Annotated in this window: 12 protein-coding genes; 10 read left to right on the top strand and 2 right to left on the bottom strand. The window is 48.9% G+C overall.

Annotation, left to right across the window (positions count from 1 at the left end; translation table 11 throughout):
• The first annotated feature begins 17 nt into the window (after positions 1 to 17).
• From leuD to C5O19_RS23180, 10 genes are all read left to right on the top strand, one after another.
• Complete coding sequence (gene leuD / locus C5O19_RS23230; protein WP_104715776.1) at positions 18 to 611, top strand: 3-isopropylmalate dehydratase small subunit; 594 nt, start codon at positions 18 to 20, stop codon at positions 609 to 611.
• Between the two features lie 58 nt (positions 612 to 669).
• A complete protein-coding gene (gene leuB / locus C5O19_RS23225) occupies positions 670 to 1,743 on the top strand; it encodes a 3-isopropylmalate dehydrogenase (RefSeq protein ID WP_104715775.1) in 1,074 nt (357 codons plus the stop codon).
• A 333-nt stretch (positions 1,744 to 2,076) separates the two neighbouring features.
• Positions 2,077 to 3,216: a 2-isopropylmalate synthase gene (locus tag C5O19_RS23215; protein WP_104715773.1), complete on the top strand. Its 1,140-nt coding sequence runs from the start codon at positions 2,077 to 2,079 to the stop codon at positions 3,214 to 3,216.
• Positions 3,217 to 3,399: 183 nt separating this feature from the next.
• Positions 3,400 to 4,020, top strand: coding sequence for an RNA polymerase sigma factor (locus tag C5O19_RS23210; protein ID WP_104715772.1), 621 nt, complete (start codon positions 3,400 to 3,402; stop codon positions 4,018 to 4,020).
• A gap of 134 nt (positions 4,021 to 4,154) precedes the next feature.
• A complete protein-coding gene (locus tag C5O19_RS23205; RefSeq protein ID WP_104715771.1) occupies positions 4,155 to 5,243 on the top strand; it encodes a FecR family protein in 1,089 nt (362 codons plus the stop codon).
• 189 nt (positions 5,244 to 5,432) lie between these two features.
• The gene (locus C5O19_RS23200; protein ID WP_165796110.1) at positions 5,433 to 8,960 is read left to right on the top strand and encodes a TonB-dependent receptor; all 3,528 of its coding nucleotides are present in this window, start codon (positions 5,433 to 5,435) and stop codon (positions 8,958 to 8,960) included.
• Between the two features lie 65 nt (positions 8,961 to 9,025).
• Complete coding sequence (locus C5O19_RS23195) at positions 9,026 to 10,879, top strand: RagB/SusD family nutrient uptake outer membrane protein (RefSeq protein ID WP_104715770.1); 1,854 nt, start codon at positions 9,026 to 9,028, stop codon at positions 10,877 to 10,879.
• 145 nt (positions 10,880 to 11,024) lie between these two features.
• Entirely contained in the window at positions 11,025 to 14,327 is a 3,303-nt protein-coding gene (locus C5O19_RS23190; protein WP_104715769.1) for a VCBS repeat-containing protein, read from the top strand.
• Complete coding sequence (locus C5O19_RS23185) at positions 14,324 to 15,640, top strand: vanadium-dependent haloperoxidase (RefSeq protein ID WP_104715768.1); 1,317 nt, start codon at positions 14,324 to 14,326, stop codon at positions 15,638 to 15,640. The genes C5O19_RS23190 and C5O19_RS23185 overlap by 4 nt, the downstream gene beginning before the upstream one ends.
• A 96-nt stretch (positions 15,641 to 15,736) precedes the next feature.
• Entirely contained in the window at positions 15,737 to 19,153 is a 3,417-nt protein-coding gene (locus C5O19_RS23180; protein WP_104715767.1) for a ThuA domain-containing protein, read from the top strand.
• A 117-nt stretch (positions 19,154 to 19,270) separates the two neighbouring features.
• Here the strand turns inward: C5O19_RS23180 and C5O19_RS23175 are convergent, their stop codons facing one another.
• Complete coding sequence (locus C5O19_RS23175) at positions 19,271 to 20,086, bottom strand: SDR family NAD(P)-dependent oxidoreductase (protein WP_104715766.1); 816 nt, start codon at positions 20,084 to 20,086, stop codon at positions 19,271 to 19,273.
• 61 nt (positions 20,087 to 20,147) lie between these two features.
• Positions 20,148 to 21,017, bottom strand: a complete 870-nt coding sequence (locus C5O19_RS23170) for a phytanoyl-CoA dioxygenase family protein (protein WP_104715765.1) — start codon at positions 21,015 to 21,017, stop codon at positions 20,148 to 20,150.
• Between the last annotated feature and the right edge of the window lie 284 nt (positions 21,018 to 21,301).

The following is a 21,301-nucleotide window of genomic DNA, read 5'->3' as shown; positions in this document are numbered from 1 at the left end:
TTCATAATTCTGCTGACATGGCAAAAGAGACAATAACCACATTGACTTCACAGGCGGCTCCGCTGCCGATTGAAAATATTGACACGGACCAGATTATTCCGGCTCGTTTTTTGAAAGCTACGACTCGCGAAGGTTTTGGCGATAATCTTTTCCGGGACTGGCGCTACAACGCAGATAATACGCCGAAAACGGATTTCGTATTAAACGATCCGACTTACAAGGCCGCCCGGATTCTGGTGGCAGGTAAGAATTTCGGCATGGGTTCCAGCCGGGAGCACGCGGCCTGGGCTATTCATGATTACGGCTTTAGCGTAGTCATTTCCAGCTTCTTTGCGGATATTTTCCGGAATAACTCGCTGAATAACTTTGTATTACCGGTACAGGTGTCAGACGAATTCTTGGCTAAAACCTTTGCTGTGATTGAAGCCGACCCGTACGCTCAGATTACGGTTGATCTGGAAAATCAGCAGGTTACCTTACCCGACGGCACGGCTACTGCATTCGATATCAACCCGTACAAGAAGAACTGCCTGATGAACGGCTACGATGATATCGATTACCTGATCTCGTTGCGGCCGGAAATTGAGGCGTTCCAAAACAGTCGGGCTTAACCGTTGCATTCTATCTGCTTGAAATCACTGGTCGTACGGTGGTGAATTAAACCTTTACATGGCAAGTAAACATATTCTCGTAATTCCCGGTGATGGGATTGGTCAGGAAGTGACCGAAGTATCGAAACAAGTCGTCGAAGCCATTGGCCAAAAATTTGGTCATGCCTTTAGCTTCGATTACGCCCTCATCGGTCACGCTGCTATCGAAGCAACCGGACAGCCGCTGCCCGAGGAAACCATCGAAAAATCCAAAGCTTCCGATGCCATCCTCTTTGGAGCCGTGGGACACCCCAAATACGATAACGATCCTTCTGCCAAGGTACGCCCCGAGCAGGGATTACTAGGTATTCGCAAAGCCCTGGGCCTGTACGCGAACCTCCGACCCATCAAGTTATTTGACGAATTACTGGAAGCGTCCAGCATCAAAGCCGAGATTCTTCGCGGAGCGGACATCCTATTTTTCCGAGAACTGACGGGGGACATTTACTTCGGTGAAAAAGGTCGTCAGGATGAAGGAGCTACGGCGTACGATATTGCTAAATACAGCAAATACGAAGTCGAACGCATCGCCCGGAAGGCTTTCGAAGCGGCTCGTACCCGTAACGGAAAACTTTGCTCGGTAGATAAAGCCAACGTACTGGAAACGAGCCGTCTCTGGCGGGAAGTGGTTCAGGAAATTGCCAAAGAATATCCAGACGTAACAGTAGAGCATCAATTTGTCGATTCAGCGGCGATGTTGCTCATCAAAGATCCCCGCCGGTTTGACGTGGTACTGACGGCTAACTTGTTCGGCGATATCCTCACGGATGAAGCCAGTCAGATTGCGGGTTCCATGGGCATGCTGGCTTCGGCTTCCATCGGTGATACCGTAGGGTTATACGAACCTATTCACGGTTCAGCCCACGATATAACGGGTAAAGGCGTGGCGAATCCGCTGGCTTCGGTACTGTCGGCGGCCCTGATGCTGGATATTTCGTTTGGGATGAAGGAAGAAAGCGAAGCCATCATTGCCGCTGTAGACGGTGTCCTCAAAGATGGTTTCCGGACGGGTGACATCGCTGATGCTCAGACCGACCGGGCTAAAATCCTGGGTACCGAGGCTATGGGAGCCGAACTACTCAAGCGGATTTAGACCAGCGATAACCGATTTAGGAAGTAAAAAGGCGTAAAAAGCTCTGGCATCAAACATCAAATTATTTGCCTGAATCAAAATTCCGGCTATTTTTGTCCTCACAATGGAAACCGCCTGTGTTATGTTTGCCAATACACTCAACCTTTCTCTTCTTATTCTCGGCCCAATGCTTTGAGAACGGGAGTTGGTTGTAACCATACTGAACCCTTTCTCAAGTACTTGAGAAAGGGTTTTTTTATCCGCGATTTCCATTAAGACTTTGCTGAAAAGTTCCCGCTACTTAGCAAAGTAATGCCTAACCAAGGAGTTCATTCACGATCACACTGTTTACTTATGAGCCAAAGAATTCAAATCTTCGACACCACTCTGCGTGACGGCGAGCAAGTGCCCGGATGTCAATTAACTACGGAAGAAAAAGTAGTAATTGCTAAGGAACTTGAGCTGCTTGGAGTGGATGTCATTGAGGCTGGTTTTCCCATCTCCAGTCCTGGGGACTTTCGGTCGGTAGAAGAAATTTGCAAAGCCGTGACCGAACCTACGGTCTGTGGGCTCACCCGGGCCGTTGAGAAAGATATTGAAGTAGCGGCTGAGGCTCTCCGATACGCCAAACGCCCCCGGATTCATACCGGGATTGGTTCCTCCGACGTACATATTCTTCATAAGTTCAATTCCACCCGTGATCAGATTCTCGAACGCGGTGTGCGTGCCGTGAAGTACGCTAAGAAATTTGTTGAAGACGTAGAATTTTACGCCGAAGACTCGGGACGTGCCGATCTGGAATTCCTTGCTCGCCTGACGGAAGGGGTAATTGCCGCCGGAGCTACGGTGGTGAACCTGCCTGATACGACAGGTTATCTGTTGCCCGAGCAGATGTACGAACGTATTTCCTACATCTTCGAGAATGTTTCTAACATTCACAAGGCAACTATTTCCATGCACTGTCACAATGATTTGGGTCTGGCTACGGCCAACACGTTGGCGGGAATTCGGGCGGGTGCTCGTCAAGTGGAAGTAACCATTAACGGGATTGGCGAACGGGCAGGTAATACTTCACTCGAAGAAATCGCGATGGCCTTGAAAGTACATAAAGACCTGGGCTTTGAAACGGGGATCGATTCTTCGCGTTTATACCCCTTGTCGAAGCTCGTATCTGGCATGATGCGGATGCCTGTGCAAGCCAACAAAGCTATTGTCGGACGTAATGCCTTTGCTCACTCTTCGGGAATCCACCAGGATGGGCACCTGAAGAATTCGTCCAATTATGAAATTATCAACCCGGAAGATGTAGGCGTACCCAGTTCAGAAATTATCCTGACGGCACGTAGTGGCCGGGCTGCTTTGCGTCACCGCTTGCAACTCTTAGGCTTTAAATTCGAAAAATTAGATCTGGATAAACTTTACGAACGCTTTTTGCTGATGGCCGATGAACGTAAGATGATTCATGACCAGGACCTCATGGAATTAGTTGGATAAACAGAAGCTTCAGTCATCAAAAAAGGCCTATACGTAACAGTATGGGCCTTTTTTAGCTTTAAACTAGCTTAAATTATCCTGATCATAAGATATTAAAAAATTTCAATAAGATTATCTGTATATAAAATTAGACTATAGTAGTAAAAGTATATATTTGACTTTAATTACTTCTGTACTCTATGTATGAAAAACATCTCTACGAATTCTCCTGTAGAAGAATTACGCTTGTGGAGAAAATTTATCACAGGTGATCGTTTAGCTTTTCAAGAACTTATTGTTTCTAATTACCGCCCCTTAGTGCAGTACGGAACCCGCTTTTGCCGGGACCAGCCTTTCATTGAAGATGTCATTCAGGACTTGTTTGTGTACCTCTGGGAACATAAAGAGGACTTAAGTGATACGCCTGCTAATGTTCGCAACTACTTGTTCAAAGCTTTCCGCAATCGTATCCTTTTCGACCTCAAGCAGCAGCAACGTTTTACGGACTTGCCTGAAATGGATGACGAAGGGGGTGAATTACTCGTTCCCTGCGTGCAGGATACTTTATTGCATATCGAGGCCAATACGGAGGTAAGTCAGCAGATTTCGGGTCTCATGGCTCAATTGCCCGAACGGCAACGCGAAGCCCTGTTTCTAAAATACTACCAGGATTGCGAAATTCAGGAGATTGCTGACATCATGGGAATCAACCGCCAGTCGGTATCCAACCATTTACAGAAAGCCATGACTTTTCTGCGGCATCACTGGAAAAAATCCTTCATTACCCCACTCATTACCTACCTATTCTCTTCTCTTGTACTGTAATCGTACTCGACAGTTAATCGTACCCTCCTTTTCCAAAAAAGGGGTATGATGAAGCATGTAGTATTCCCCCATAAAAAAAATTAAAAAATTCCTATTCTGAGAGGGTATAAGGCTATTCGTTTTTCCTAATCAGAATGGAGACCTTCTCCTACTTTAATTATTCCATGGATAGCTATAATCATTTCAAGGCGGAAGAATTTTTAGAAAACCCCTCCTTTCGAGCGTGGGTTTACGGAAAATCTTCTCCGGCAGAAACCGACTACTGGAAGCGATTCTTAGGCGAGTATCCGCAGGCGGAAGAAGCTATCCTAGAAGCAAAAAGCGTATTACTATCCCTAGTAGAGCCCGAAGTAATCATGTCCGAAGAGTACATCCGCCAACGTTCGCGGCGTATTCTCGAACAAACCAGCTCCTCAGGTGTTAAACGTAGCTTCTGGCGGTGGGGTGGGAGCATGGCTGCCATACTCGTATTAACCGCTGGACTGGGCGGATGGTTAATTTGGAAAAACCAGGCGATAAGTCCTCCGCTTTCCATGCCTCAGGCAAAAGCCGTAGTAAAGGAGCATTGGAATGAAATCATCAATGAAAGTCAGCAAAGTCGGTTAGTATTATTGCCCGATGGAAGTTCAGCCGTATTGCAATCCCAAAGCCGGATTGCTTTCCCCAAAAAATTCGACGCTGCCAAGCGAGAGGTAGTCTTGATGGGAGAAGCTTTTTTCGAGGTCAAAAAGAATTCAAAGCAACCCTTTTTTGTAGAAACCAACGAAGTCATTACCCGCGTCACCGGAACGAGTTTTACGATACGGGCCTTCGAATCGGCCAAGCAGGTTAAGGTAACCGTGAAAACGGGTACGGTAGCGGTATTTAAGAAAGCTCAGCAGGAAGTGAGTCCGCAAGTAGTACGGCCTAATCAGCAAGCCACGTTTGAACGCCAGAACCAAACGCTATCGATTAGCGAAAGTCCATTGCCTGAACTGACTGTACTGGAAAAAGAGCCCTTTACATTCACCCGTACGCCCATTAGTGAAGTATTTCGGATACTGGAAAAAAACTACGGTGTGAAAATCAACTATGATTCGGAACTGATGAGGCATTGTACCTTATCGGCGGAGCTGGGTGATAAGCCGGTGCTCGAAAAGCTGACGCTGATTTGTGCTGGGATCGAATCGACCTATGAGTATCAGGATGGAAAAATAACAATTCACAGTAAAGGTTGCCATTAATTCTACTTTATCCCCTTGACTCGAACAAAGCCTATGTAGCAAACCGCACTTACTTCTTTATGAAAAAAGCCCCCGATGTTCCCGCATCGGAGGCCCGTAACTTCCCCTTTAGTCTTGCGAAACAATTATCCTCCCAAAAGGAGGAACAGGGGATTCTTTGTCTAATGGTTTATTAAACCTTCCAAATTTATGCAAAAAATTTTCCACTCAAACAAACTGCTGTACGACCTTATGAAAGTCAGTCTTGTACAGTTTTTCATGGCAGTAGTGTTTGTAGGTGCAAGTCATGCCCACGAGAGCTCAGGGCAGGAAATCCTTAACCAACGGGTCACTATTGCCGTTAAAAATCAGGATCTGGAAAAGGTACTTTCCAGACTGGCCAAAATTGCTAAAGTTCACTTCCTCTATAGTCCGGAACTGATTGCTGCGGACCGTAAAGTGAATCTTACGCTGCATAATCAATCCGTAGGAGCGGCTTTGCAGGAGTTACTGAATCCCCTGGACCTGACTTATCAGGTAATGGGTGAGCAGGTAGTCTTGAAACGCAAACCTGCTACGGTACTCGTTGCTCAGAATTCGGCTTTGACTGAGGAGAAGGTCGAGGAAAGCGAAACCCCCCTTGCTCCGGTAGACATCACCATCAAAGGGGTGGTTCTGGAAGAAGACGGTACGCCATTGGTAGGCGTAAGTGTACAGGTGAAAGGAACCACTACCGGAACGACCACGAAAGCGGATGGATCTTACCAACTAACGGTTCCCAACACGGAAGCGGTGCTGATTTTCAGCTACGTAGGTTTTCTCAAACAGGAAGTTCCGGTTGGTAGCAAAACAACGATCGATGTGCGGTTGCAAAGCGATACCCAAGCCCTTTCGGAAGTAGTTGTCGTAGGTTATGGCGAGCAGAAGAAGGAAACGGTAACGGGTGCCGTAACGACGGTGAAAGGGACGGATCTGGTAAAATCTCCCGCCGTTAACCTTTCGAACTCGATTGCCGGTCGGATGCCTGGTGTTATCGCCGTGCAACGCAGTGGCGAGCCTGGTTATGACGGAGCCGGTATTCGGATTCGGGGTACGAACACACTCGGAAACAGCGACGCCTTGATCGTAGTCGATGGTATTCCCGCACGAGCGGGCGGTTTTGACCGGATCAACCCAGCTGATATTGAGACGATTTCCGTTTTGAAAGATGCTTCGGCTGCTATTTATGGAGCTCGGGCGGCAAACGGCGTTATCCTGATTACCACCAAACGCGGAAAGACGGGTAAGCCCGAATTATCGTATTCATTTAATCAGGGTTTCTCACAGCCGACGGTTATTCCTAAACTAGCCAATGCCTCTCAGTTTGCTGAGATGCGCAATGAACTGGAAATTTTCAATTTACCTTCCAGCGAATGGGCTGCTGCTACGGCCGCTTTCCGTTCAACGGGTAGTTACACGCGTCCGGATGGATCTGTAAAATCAGCTCCCTACAAACCGGAAGACTTCCAGAAGTTTGCTGATGGTTCAGACCCTTGGTTTCACCCGAATACGAATTGGTTCAAGGATGCCTTGAAAACGTGGTCACCCCAATCTCGCCATAACGTTCAGTTGAGCGGAGGAACGGAAAACGTAAAATACTTAACCTCGATCGGGTACCAGAATCAGGATGCGTATTACAAAAATTCAGCCACGGGTTACAAGCAGTACGATCTGCGTTTGAATCTGGATGCGAACATCAACAAGTACGTACACGTAAGTCTGGGTAGCATTGCTCGTCAGGAAAGCCGTCGTTTTCCAACGAAATCAGCCGGTACAGTTTTCCGGATGTTGATGCGTGGTCTGCCTACGCAACCTGCGTTCTGGCCTAATGGAATGCCGGGTCCAGATATTGAAAATGGTGAAAACCCCGTCGTTATTACGACCAACCAAACGGGTTATGATCGGGATACGCGCTACTACTGGCAAACCAATGGTTCGATTGACATTAAAGTCCCTGGCGTTGAAGGTCTGAAATTTACGGGAACGGCGGCGCTTGATAAGTACGTCAAGCAAACCAAGCGTTGGGAGACCCCCTGGTATTTGTATACGCACCAAGGAGCCTTCGAGAGTGATGGCGTAACCCCGGTATTGGTACGTGGTAAACGCGGTCCTGCCGAGCCTCGACTCACGCAGGGTAACGAAGATCAGTTGAACATCCTCTTGGGTGGAATTGGAACCTATGAACGCAAATTTGGTGATCATGCCTTGACCTTACTGGCTGGGGTGAACAAGGAAACGATTCGTAACGATAACTTCAGTGCCTACCGTCGTTACTTCATTTCTACGGCCATTGATCAGCTTTTCGCTGGGGGTGACCTGGAGCGTACCAACAACGGTGGTGCTTGGGAACGGGCTCGTTTGAACTATTTCGGACGGGTTGCCTACAACTACAAAGAGAAGTACCTCGCCGAATTCCTCTGGCGGTATGATGGTTCGTACATGTTCCCTGAGAATACCCGTTACGGCTTCTTCCCGGGTATCATGGCGGGTTGGCAGATTTCTGAAGAGAACTTCTTCAAGAATAACGTCAACTTCATTAACTACCTGAAACTGCGGGCTTCGTACGGTCAGATGGGTAATGACCAGATTTACTACGATAACACCCTCCAGGAGTATCAGTACTACTCAACGGCCGGTTTTGGTACGTATGTCATCAACAACCAGTTACAGAAGACCCTGTTTGAATCTCGCGTACCTAACCCCAACATTACTTGGGAGGTTGCCAATAACTCAAATATTGGTTTGGAAGGTCAGTTATTCAACGGAAAAATCAACTTCGAGTTTGAGTACTTCTATAACAAACGGACGAGTATCCTCTGGCGTAAAAACGCTTCGATTCCTCAAACGACTGGTATGAAGTTGCCCGCTGAAAACATCGGTAAGATGCAAAACACCGGGTTTGAATTCAAGGTGGGTCACTCCGGTCAGAAAGGTGATTTCCGGTATAACGTAAGCTTCAACGGAGGCTATGCGAAGAACAAGGTTCTGTTCTGGGATGAAGCCCCAGGAGCACCTGCTTGGCAGCGTACGACGGGTAAACCTTTGAATGCCTTCTTATTCTATGAATACGATGGGGTCTTCAAAGATCAGGCCGATATTGATGCTACGTTGAGTCGTGTAGATTATTCAGCTATTAGTAACACGATACGTCCCGGCGACATGAAGTACAAAGACTACGATAGAAACGGAAAAATCACTCCGGATGACCGCGTACGTGGTAACAAGAACACCATTCCTACCCTGCAAGGTGGTTTGAACGGTTCGTTCTTTTACAAAAACTTCGATTTGTCAGTCCTGTTCCAGTACGCGACTGGTGCTCAACTCTACGTAAGTACGGGTGAATCCGGCAGTATCGGTAACTACTTGCTGGACGTGTATCAGCATCGTTGGACGGTAGACAATCCGAGTGATAAACACCCCCGTATTGCCGATCGTAGCAACCAGTACTACTCCAATGACAATACGTACTGGTTACGGAGTTCCGATTACATCCGTCTGAAAAACTTAGAATTAGGCTATACGCTGCCTTCTACGCTCAGCAAACAGATCGGTATGAATGCGGTACGATTCTATGTAAATGGTCTGAACCTCTTTACGGTTGATAAGCTGAAAGTGTACGATCCAGAAGCGGATAACACTACGGGTCAATATTATCCTCCTGCCCGCATTATCAACACGGGTTTATCCATCACATTCTAAGGTAAGCTAGGGTACGGTTGCTGCTGAACCGGTAACCGTACCTCGCATCGAAACGAAATAAGACTATGAAAAAATCGATTCAAAAACTGGGTTTCGTTGCAGTGGTCGCTCTGATGGCTTCCTGTAACGGGGACTTTGTGAATAAACAGCCGCTGGGAGAGGTAGTACTGTCAACCGTTTGGCAGGATGGTCCCTTAGCGGAAGCATTCGTTACGGATATCTATAACGGCTTTGGCCAGGGAGGTCTCGATGAGCAAATGCTGGCCTCCCTAACCGACGAAGCCCTGTTTACGCACCCCGGTCGAGGTATTAATACCTTTACCGAGGCCCGGTCCAATCCGGCTGATATTGGCTGGGTGAATAACACCTACGCATGGGGCGACATGTATACTCGTATTCGGGCCTGTAACTTGGCGATTGAAAACTTAACGAGCCCTCAGTTTAATGATCCTACTTTGGCGACTCGCTTACTGGGTGAAGCCAAGTTCATGCGGGCGTATTACTATCAGCAATTAACTCGTTACTACGGCGGCGTACCAATTATTGATCGGGCCTATAAATTAGGTGAAGCCGATTATACGGTAACGCGGAACACGTATGAAGAGTGTATTAACTTCATTACGAAGGATCTGGATGATGCAGCTACGGCACTCAAAGGAAAATCCATGCTTCCCGGTCGTGCCAACGAAGCTGCTGCTCTGGCTCTCAAGTCGCGGGTACTGCTTTACGCCGCCAGTGATTTACACGATGTACCTACGGCGAAAGCCAAATCAGCAACCATTGCTGCGTTTGCCAAACCTGAAATTTTAGGGTATGTAAGTGGTAGTCGAGCCGATCGCTGGAAGAAAGCAAAAGATGCCGCTAAAGCAGTACTCAATCTGACTTCGTATGGTTACGAGTTGAATTTATCCGCTCCGGTTTCTAAAGAACAAGGTACCACCAATTACATCAACGTATCTACTTCTAAAAATGGCGGCGAAAAGGATTTGATTCTGGGTCGTTACTTCATTGACTTGAAAGATGAAGGGGGAGCCTGGGTAGGTCGTAACAACGGACCCAACGGCTACCACAACTGGGCGGGAAATACACCTCTTCAAAACCTGGTGGATGATTATGAAATGATGGATGGTAGCAAGTTCGACTGGAGTGATCCCTCGAAAGCGACAACGCCTTACCAAAACCGCGATCCTCGTTTCTACGGCACCATTCTCTACGACGGAGCTCCCTGGAAACCCCGGCCTTCGGATGTAGCGGGTAGAGATCCCAACAACCAGATTCAGACGGGCCAATATCAGGTAACCAACGCCAGCGGAGCTGTCGTTGCGGCAGCGGGTCTAGATACGCGTCAAAGCTCCGTCGAAGACTGGAACGGATCGCGGACGGGTTACTACATGCGGAAGTTCATTGATCCGAACCCGGCGATTGTGGATCAGAATACGCGTCAGCAAGTCCCTTGGCCGTTGATCCGTTATACGGAATCACTGCTTAACTACGTCGAGGCTTGTATTGAGCTGGGCGAAGATGCCGAGGCTAAAACCTACCTCAACAAAGTACGTTTCCGGGCGGGTATGCCAGCGATTACCGAAACGGGCAATGCCCTGCGGGAACGCTACCGCAACGAACGCCGCGTGGAGATGGCCTACGAAGAGCAACGCTACCACGATGCCCGCCGCTGGATGATTGCTCCGACTACCTTAGGTGAGCAGGCTCAAATCATTCAAATTACGGGTACGCTCAAGGCTGGTAAAACGGTAAGCATTTATAAGTACGATCCGAATAACTACAATTACAAATATCAGGTGACCAACATTGATCCAGGTATTGAAAATCGGAAATGGCTCGATAAGATGTACTTCGTCCCCATCAGCCGGGATGAGATGAACCGGAACAGCAAATTGCTTCAAAACCCTGGTTACTAATAGGTTACTAAAGATCAGGTAATGTTTCGAAAATAATCTACGTCTCTACAGGCGTAGATTATTTTCATAAAATAGGCCTTGTATCACCTGAAAAAGCGGCCCACTGCTACCCATTGACGATTGCCCCTTAACTGTATATCCCCTCATGAATCGAATTATACCGCTTAGCCTTTTGGTCTTTTTGCTGGCTTGTCAGCAGAAAAGCGAGAAGGAAGTAACGCAGGCCGATCCAGGACCTACCTTATTTAAAGCCTTATCAACAGATCAAACCCACGTTGACTTTAGGAATACCTTAACCGAAGGCCTCAATACTAATATTTTAATGTATGAATACTTCTACAACGGCGGGGGCGTTGCCGTTGGAGATTTGAATAACGATGGCCTGGAAGATCTTTACTTCACGGCTAATATGACGCCCAACAAACTGTACCTGAATCAGGGGAACCTACAGTTTAAAGACATTACGGAGGTCAGTGGAGCAGCGGGCCGACCAGGCCCTTGGAAAACAGGGGTGACGATGGCTGACGTGAACGGAGACGGGAAGCTGGATATTTACGTTTGCTATTCGGGGAGCGTATCCCCCGAGAATCGGACCAATCAGCTGTTTATCAATCAGGGCGTTGATGCCAACGGAAGCCCCCAGTTTAAAGAATCGGCTCGGGAATATGGACTTGATCTACCCGCCTTTAGTACCCAGGGATCTTTTTTTGATTACGATAAAGACGGCGATCTCGACCTGTTTTTACTCAATCACAACCCGAAGTCTTTACCGGTATTGGATGAAGTAGCCACGAAAGAGGTCCTCAAAAAGGAAGACCCCAACGTGGGCTCAAGACTATTCGAAAATACGGGCAATCACTTTAAAGACGTTACGACAAAGGCAGGCATTCAAAGTGTATCCTTATCATACGGTTTAGGAATTAGTATCTCAGATATGAATGGCGACGGCTGGCCGGATATTTACATTGGAAATGATTACGCCGTGCCGGACTTTTTATATATCAATAATCAGAACGGGACCTTTCGTAATCAAATTCAGAACTACCTGGGGCATACCTCTCAGTTTTCAATGGGTAATGATATTGCGGATATCAATAATGACGCGTTGCCCGACATTTATACCCTGGATATGCTACCCGAAGACAACAAACGGCAGAAACTGTTGATGGCTTCGGATAACTACGAAAAATTTGATTTAAATCTACGTTCCGGGTTTTACTATCAGTACATGCGGAACATGCTTCAGCTTAATAATGGCAACGGCACCTTTAGCGAAATCGGTCAGCTTTCGGGGCTGTCGAATACCGACTGGAGCTGGGCTTCCCTCTTTGCTGATTACGATAACGATGGTTGGAAAGATCTCTTTGTTTCCAATGGGTATCTACGGGATTATACCAACATGGATTTTTTGAAATACATGGGCGATTTCATGAAGAATCGTCAGGGCAACATTCACCGCCAGGACGTACTGAATCTGGTCCAACAAATTCCGGCTTCCAACGTAAGTAACTATCTCTTTAAGAATAACGGTAACCTGACGTTTTCAAATGTCAGTGCGGCCTGGGGGGTGAATCAGCCGCTGAACAGTAACGGAGCCGCTTTTTCGGATTTAGATAACGATGGCGATCTGGATTTGATTATTAATAATATCAATCATCCGGCGAGTCTATATGAAAACCAGTCGGATCGGAAGCACCATTTTTTAAGAGTAAAACTTGAGGGCAAACCGGGCAATACGCAAGGAATTGGGGCTAAAGTCCTCATTTCGGCGAAAGGGCAACGGCAGTTTCTGGAGCAGATGCCCACGCGGGGGTATCAGTCGAGCGTATCACCCGTGTTGCATTTTGGCTTGCAGGCCGTTACTCAAATTGATTCGCTGACGATTACCTGGCCCGATGGGTCGCAGGAAACCAAAACGGCTCTGAAAGCCGACCAGCTACTGACACTCAAACAGACGGATGCTTCGTCGGCTAAAACCCGTACTACAGTTCCCGGTTGGTACCAAGCCGTACCTGCACCCGTAGCGTTTCAATCGGCATCTACGTCACTCAATGATTTCAAACGACAGCCTTTATTGGTTAATCCGCTGTCTTTTTCGGGGCCTTGTTTGGCAAAAGCTGACGTCAATGGAGACGGCAAGGAAGACCTGTTGGTGGGTGGGGGTAATGGGCAGGGGGGCGTACTATTTCTGCAACAGGCGAACGGGAAACTCAGTAAGAAACAAAGCTTCGATACCGTGGGTGAAGACGCGGATGCCTTGTTTTTCGATGCCAACCGCGACGGCTTTCCCGATTTATACCTGGCGAGCGGTGGATACGGTGACCTGATGCCGGAAGATCCCCGTTTACAGGATCGACTGTATCTAAACGACGGTAAGGGAAATTTTACGAAAGCGACGGGAGCTTTACCGACCCTTGCGGGTAGCAAAAGTTGCGTACGGGCGGCCGATCTCAACGGCGATGGAGCTTTGGATTTATTCGTAGGTGGTCGGGTGATTCCGGGCCGATACCCCGAAACGCCGCCGAGTTTCCTGCTCATCAACGATGGCAAAGGGCACTTCAGTGATCAGACCGCGAAGTTGGCCCCGGCACTGGCTCGTATGGGTATGGTCAGTGATGCCGCCTGGCTGGATTTAAATCAGGACCAGAAACCCGATTTAGTAGTAGTAGGCGAGTGGATGCCTGTTACGGCCTTCGTAAGCGGTGGCAGTACCTGGACGGATCAGACGAGTACTTATTTCCCGAAAGCCTACCGGGGTTGGTGGAATAAACTACTGGTAGAAGATCTCAACGGTGATGGCCGAATGGATCTACTCGTTGGGAATCAGGGACTCAATACGCAATGCAAAGTTTCCGATCGCGAACCCGCTGAATTGGTCTACAAGGATTTTGACGACAATGGTTCCATCGATCCCATTCTCAGTTTTTACATCCAGGGGAAAAGTTATCCCTACGTAACCCGCGATGAATTGCTCGACCAGATCAGTATGATGCGGACGCGTTTCCCGGACTATAAAAGCTACGCCGAAACTACGCTTACGGATATTTTCACACCGGAAGAATTAGAAGGTAGTACGAAACTATCGGTTAATACGCTGCAAACCACCCTGTTCGTCCGAACCGCTACAGGCAATTTCCAGCAACAAGCCTTGCCCATTCAGGCTCAAATGGCTCCCGTATTCACGATTACTAGTTTGGACTTTGATCAGGATGGCAAAAAGGATTTGCTGCTCTGCGGAAATGTGAATAAAGCCCGGCTGCGTTTTGGAAACTGCGATGCCAATTACGGCGTCCTGCTGAAAGGCAACGGAAGGGGACAATTCCAGTACATTCCGCAGCAACAATCCGGCTTTGCCTTACGGGGTGATGTACGAAGTGTGCTACCCTGGGGTAACGAATTACTCATTGGAATCAATCAAAAAGGCTTACAAGCGTACCAACGGCGATGAAATACTGGTTTATACTTTGCTTCTTGGTGGGCTGGTCCTGTACGAAAAAAAAGGAAGCGGAACTAGCCCCTGCCCAGATTACCCACGTCATCGAGGAAATGACGGAGACCATGATCCACGACGTGACGAATCCGCCGCTGGCGGCTCGTTTTTTCTCGTATGCCTGCCTGTCGGGATACGAAGTACTGGCTCAGCACGATTCGTCGATGCGTAGTATGCACGGCGTTTTGAACGGTTTCCCCGTTATTCAGAAACCCAGCGAGATCCCCGAACATTCCGTATCTCTGACGGCCTTGCTGGCCATGATGGAGACGGCTCAGAAAATGCAGCCTTCGGGGAAACGACTGGCCCAATATGAAACCCATTTTCTGGATTCCTGCCGGACGGCTGGTTACTCGGACGAAGTGCTAAACGGGTCGAAAGCCTACGCTCAAGCGATTAGCAAACAAATCCTGGCCTACGCCAAAGCCGATCGCTACAACCGGATCAGCAATTATCCTCGGTATCAGACCCGCACGGGCGACGGTTTTTGGTATCCCACGCCGCCGGGTTATTTTGCTCCGGTTGAGCCGTACTTTGCAACCGTCCGTTCGTTTACGCTGGATACCTGTTCGCAGTTCAAGCCTGCTCCGCCGACACCGTATTCGGCCGATCCGAAGTCGGCGTTTTATCGGATGATGCAGATCAATTATGCGGATAAGCTACCCGACGAACACAAACAAATCGCGGCTTTCTGGGATTGTAATCCCTTTGCTTTGGAAGACAACGGCCATTTGATGGTGGGTATGAAGAAAATATCGCCGGGGGCTCACTGGCTAGGTATTACGGGTATTGCCTGTCAGAAGGCCAAGGTGAGTTTTGCTCAGGCGTTGAAGATTCATACCGTCGTGGCGATTACGCTAACGGACGGATTCATCTGTTGCTGGGATGAAAAGTACCGCAGCAACCGGATTCGACCCGAAACGGCCATTCGCAAGCTTATAGACCCGCACTGGCGACCCTTCCTGCAAACGCCCCCTTTTCCCGAATACCTGAGTGGTCACTCCACGATTTCTTCGGCGGCGGCCGTGGTTCTAACCCATTATTTCGGTGATCACTTTGCCTACACCGATACCGTGGAAGAACCCTTTGGTTTGAAGGCCCGCCCGTATCAATCCTTTCAGCAAGCTGCTGATGAAGCGGGCATGTCCCGTCTGTACGGGGGCATTCATTTCATGGATGCCATTACGGAAGGTCGGCAGCAGGGATTGAAAGTAGGCACCTGGGTTATTCAAAGAGTCGAAGGAAAACGCGGACTAGTCGCAAGTAACTAGCCATTTAACCCGAATTGCGTAAGTTAGTCCGTTATACGAAACCAATACACCTATCATCCGGCATCGTCCGTCATTACTTTTTTCTCACTCCATCTCATGCGTTATTCATCGCTTCAACCCCTAGCCCTAGGCTTATTGTTGACAGCCGGAGGTTTTTATGGTTGTAAAACCAGTCAGAAACCAGCCCAGACCACCCAGGCCGCGGCTCCCGCTACTACCTCTGCCTCTGCACCGGTCGGTGTCGAAAAGCCTAAACCTCGCATTTTGGTTTTCTCCAAAACGGCGGCTTTCTATCACACCTCCATTCCAAGCGGTATTGCAGCCCTGCAAAAGTTAGGGCAGGAGAATGGCTTCGAAGTCGATACGACGAAGAGTGCCACTCTGTTTACGGAAGACAATCTGAAAAAGTATCAGGCCGTCATCTTCCTGAGCACCACGGGTAACGTGCTTGACCCCAATCAGCAGGTCGCTTTTGAACGATACATTCAGGCGGGCGGTGGTTACGTGGGAATTCACGCCGCGACGGATACCGAATACAACTGGCCCTGGTACAACAAACTGGCCGGAGCGTACTTTGCCAGTCACCCTCGTCAGCAGAATGCGGGCATTGATGTACTGGACAAAAAGCACCCTTCGACGAGTTTCCTGCCCGATCGCTGGGAGCGTTACGATGAATTATACAACTTCAAGAATATCAATCCAGACGTGAAGGTTCTCATGAATCTGGATGAGGATAGCTACGAAGGCGGCACGAATGGCAGCAATCACCCCTTTGCCTGGTACCACGATTACGACGGTGGACGGGCATTTTATACGGCGGGTGGTCATACCAACGAAAGCTTCAGCGAACCGCTGTTTTTGAAACATTTGCTCGGCGGCATTCAGTACGCTATAGGCGACGGAAAACTGGACTTCGCCAAAGCGTATTCCGTCAAAACACCCGAGGAAAATCGCTTCGTTAAAACAGTGCTTTCCAACGATTTGAACGAGCCGATGGAGCTGGCGGTAGCTCCCGATGGACGCGTATTTTTTGTGGAACGGACGGGTAAGTTTTACCAATACGATCCAAAAACGCAGCAAACTCGTCTGGTCTATGACTTCCCGGTCAAGGCGGTGGAAAAGTATCTGAACGGCCTGCTGGGGATGACGATTGATCCTAACTTCAAGCAAAACCACTACCTGTATTTCTTCTATACGATTCAGGATGGTGAACAAACCAAGCAACGCATTGCCCGCTTTGTGATGGGGGATGATGGCGTACTGGACGTAGCTTCCGAGAAACCCATTATCGAATTCCCGATTGATTTGGAAGTAAGTGCTCACACGGGTGGTTCGATGGCCTGGGATGCCAAAGGCAATCTATTCATTTCCACGGGTGACAATACCGTACCTTTTGAGTCCAGCGGTTTTGCTCCGATTGATCAGCGGCCTAATCGACTGACCTTCGACGCTGAACGATCGGCCGGTAACCCGAACGACTTACGTGGTAAAATCCTTCGCATTCACGTAGAGGCCGATGGTTCGTACACAATTCCCGAGGGCAACCTGTTTGCCAAAGGAACGCCCGGTACGCGTCCGGAAATTTACGTGATGGGTTGCCGCAACCCGTACCGGATTTCCGTTGATCCGCTGACGGGTTACGTATACTGGGGCGAAATTGGGCCCGATTCCGGCGTGGATGGCCCGCAAGGCCCTCGCGGTTACGATGAGTTCAATCAGGCCAAGAAACCCGGTAACTTCGGCTGGCCGTATTTCGTAGGCGATAACAAACCCTACAAGGAGTACAACTTCGAAACGAAAGCCGTTGGCAAGGAATTCGACGTCAACGGACCTACCAACCATTCGCCGTACAATACGGGAGCGAAAACCTTACCTCCGGCTCAGAAAGCCATGATCTGGTACCCGTACAACCGTTCATCTGAGTTTCCTGAACTCGGTGAAAGTGGACGTTGTGCAATGGGTGGACCGGTTTACCATTTCGATCCCAATCTGGCTTCGGATGTGAAATTACCCGCGTATTACGACAAGGCGATCTTCTTCTACGACTGGATGCGGAACTGGGTATTTGCCGTTCGTCTGGACGAGAATTATAACTACAAACGTTTGGAAGCATTCATGCCGACGCGAGGAGATTTCCGCCGTCCGGTAGATATGGAAATAGGTCCCGAAGGAGCGATCTATATGCTGGAATACGGTTCCGTATACGGAATCGATAACGAAGATGCCCGTCTGGTGAAAATCGAGTACAACGCCGGTAACCGGGCTCCGGTTGCTAAGATTACGGCGAAGGATACGATTGGACTGGCTCCGTTAAAAGTCGCTTTCAGCAGTGCGAAAAGCTACGACTTCGACGAAGAAGACAAGCTTAGCTACGAATGGCAGTTTGAAGGCAAATCGGTAGCTTCTCGGGAAGCCAACCCAACGCATATTTTTGAAAAAGACGGGATTTATCAGACCGTTCTGAAAGTAACCGATCCGACGGGTCTTAGCAGCTACGATACGCTGGAAGTGAAGGTTGGCAATACGTTGCCGCAGGTAGCCATTGCGACGCCGGGTGGAAACAGCAGCTTCTTCTTCCCCACGCAAACGCCCCTTAAGTATGAGGTGAACGTAAAGGACAACGAAGACAAGGTTATTGACAAGAAGAAGGTGAAAGTATCACTCAACTACATCCCGAAAGTAGCGGGCGGTAACGAATCGCAGATGGGACACCAGCAGATTACGGGTACGTTTAACCTGGGTAAATCACTCATGGAAGGTAGCGACTGTAAAGCTTGTCACCAGATTAACAAGAAGTCAGTAGGTCCAGCCTTTATGGAAGTTTCCAAGCGGTACCGGGGTGATAAAGGTGCCCTGACCCGACTGGCAAACAAAGTCATCACGGGTGGCGGTGGCGTATGGGGCGAGCATGCCATGAACGCCCATCCGCAGCTGGCCCGCGAAGAAGCTACGGAAATTGTGAAGTACGTACTGTCGCTGTCAAATCAGCAACCTGACGTGCGTTTACCGGAAAAGGGTACCGCAACGTTGAAAGAACACGTAGGCAAGCCCCAGGAAGGTCGCTATATTCTGACGGCTTCGTATACCGACAAAGGAGGCACCATCAAGCCGCTGACGTCGAGTGAAACGCTGGTACTACGGCCGAACCGGATAGATGCGACTGGCGTGGATATGGTCAGCAACATCAACCGTCAGGGTAAGCGACTGGGTTCGATTCATAACCGCTCGTATTTCGTACTGAAGAATATCGATCTGACGGGAATCAAGCAACTGACCTACCGCTACGCATCCAAGGATAAAGATGCCATGATTGAAGTACACGTGGATTCGCCTAAAGGACAGGTGATCAGCACGCTCAATTACAAGGCTACGGGGAACTGGAATACCTTCCAGGAAGTCGTAAGCCCCATTCTGAATCCGGGCGGTAAACACGATCTGTACTTTGTATTTGTGAAGAAAGACAAACCGAACGACAATCTGTTCTCGCTGGACTGGGTGGAGTTTGGGAAATAATTGGGTAGCCAGGGGCTGACAACCTGGTGATAAATAGAAATCGAGCCTACGGTTCCTAAGGGGATTGTAGGCTCGATTTCTATAGGCAGTACAGGGGATCCCTGCGTACGCTACGCCCTAAGGCTGGAATGTACGTACCTTTTCCGATACCGTACGCTTCGGTTGATAGATACCGCCAATCACCCGTTCAATCCACCGCATCGGTACCACCTTTGGTAACCAGGCACCCACCCGGTTAACAAAACCTGGAATCACTTCGGCCTTTCCGGCGAACAATGCCCGAACCGCAAGCTCCGCCACTGCCTGAGGCGTCATATGGACCTTTGTTGCCGTTTTTTTAAGCGATTCACCCATTCGGGCCCGGTCCACAAAGCCCGTATCCGTGCTGCCTGGACTAAGCATCGTAACCTGTACCGAAGAGCCTCGAAGCTCATGACGTAAACCCCGGGTGAACGAAAGAATGAACGCTTTGGATGCGGCGTATACCGTTAAGTACGGGACCGTCTGGTAAGCTGTGGTGCTGCAGACATTCAGCAGATACGCCTTGGGTTGTTTTTTCAGAAGCGGTAAGAACGCGTGGGTAATTTCCAGTACCGCCCGAATGTTGACATTCACAATATCCAGTTGCTCCTGAACGGGTAACTCTTCGAAGCTTCCGTTAAGGCCAAAGCCCGCATTGTTTACTAGGATTTCCAGGTTAGAGCCTACCTGTTGTTGCCAGACACGAAGCACCCGCAGAAAACCAGGTAGGGCCAAATCCAGCGTTAACACGTGGATGTTTACGCCATAGGTCTTTCGTAACGCCTCAGCGGTTCGGTACAGTTTTTCTTCCTGCTGATCTACCAGTAGTAAATCATAGTGACGCTGAGCCAGCTGCTCGGCGATGGCCCGCCCAATCCCCTGAGCGGCTCCGGTAATCAATGCGTAGGGCATAGTTTCTTTGCCTAAGAATATCGAAGAGAAAGCAGTCCTCCGGTGGGGAGGACGGTTGAAACTAACTCAGAAAACGAGCGAGGCCGGGTTGCCAGTTCTTCCATAAGGATCCACCCGGAAACGTAGGTTTAGGGAACTTCAGATTTCCCAGCGTATGGTAAAAAGGCGTAGGACTTTCGGCGTGTTTGGGGCTGTAGGCTCCAGTAATGATGGGAATGTACATCACACGGCGGCGACTCCGCTCGCCGATGAAGGGCGATTGCTGAACGCGGTGCCAGAGCCGGCCGTCGTGGATGGTTAAATCACCGGCTTCGATGTCAAAGCCGACTTCTTTGGGATCGGGTTGGTTATCGATGAAGTATTTTTTGCGAAACAGGAGCTTCCAGATGCTTTGCTCATGCGTACCGGCCAGTACCCGCAAGCCCCCGTTGGACTGTGGGCAGTCGTCGAGGTGCAAGCCTACATTCAGCATAGGCTGGATGCGGGTTCCGAGAAACAAATCCCGTGGGCTGTCGGTATGCCAGCCTAGTTTTTTGAACTGGCTCGTGGGTGTATTGACGTAGTGGTTGACGACTAGACCGTCTTTCTCATGTTCGCCGATACGGCCCTGGTAGGGTCCCAGTAATTCCAGCAGAAGTTGCAGGCGGGGATCTTTTAGAAAATCACCCAGGGTCTGGCTGTAATGGGAAGTAAAGGCCAGCCGTTGAATCATCCGTTCGCCGCGTTCGTTTTCACCGAATTTCAGGGGTATCCCATTGACTTTTTCCGTCTGGGTTTTCAGCAAATGCTGCTCGACGCGGTTGACTTCCCGAATGAATTCCTGAACGGTGGCCCGATCAATGAACTGCTTGAACTGAATGATTCCGTACTGTTGAAAATAGCGACGCTGCTCGTCGGTAAGGGCGTTATTGAAAACGAATGTCTGATGCATGAGTCCTTGTTTTTGCGTTGAATAAGGGACAATACTTTCCTGACTCCTTCGGGATGAAAGAGTGGGCATGAAGGCTAAAAAGCAGGCTTACTTACAACACAAGGAGGAGCGGAGGCGGAGGTTAATGAAAACCAGTTCGTAGTTCGCTAACATAACGGGGCCTTTGATTGAATCACTGGGTCAAAGGAAAAGCAAGAATCGGATAAAGTCAATAGTATACTTAATCTATTTATTTAGTAGACTAATAATAATTTAATAAAGGTCTGATTATCAAATGATCACGC

It is taken from the genome of Siphonobacter curvatus, assembly GCF_002943425.1.
In the GTDB taxonomy this organism is placed as follows: domain Bacteria; phylum Bacteroidota; class Bacteroidia; order Cytophagales; family Spirosomataceae; genus Siphonobacter; species Siphonobacter curvatus.
The sequence above is the reverse complement of the archived record's forward strand: the minus strand, read 5'-3'. Positions and strand labels throughout refer to the sequence as shown.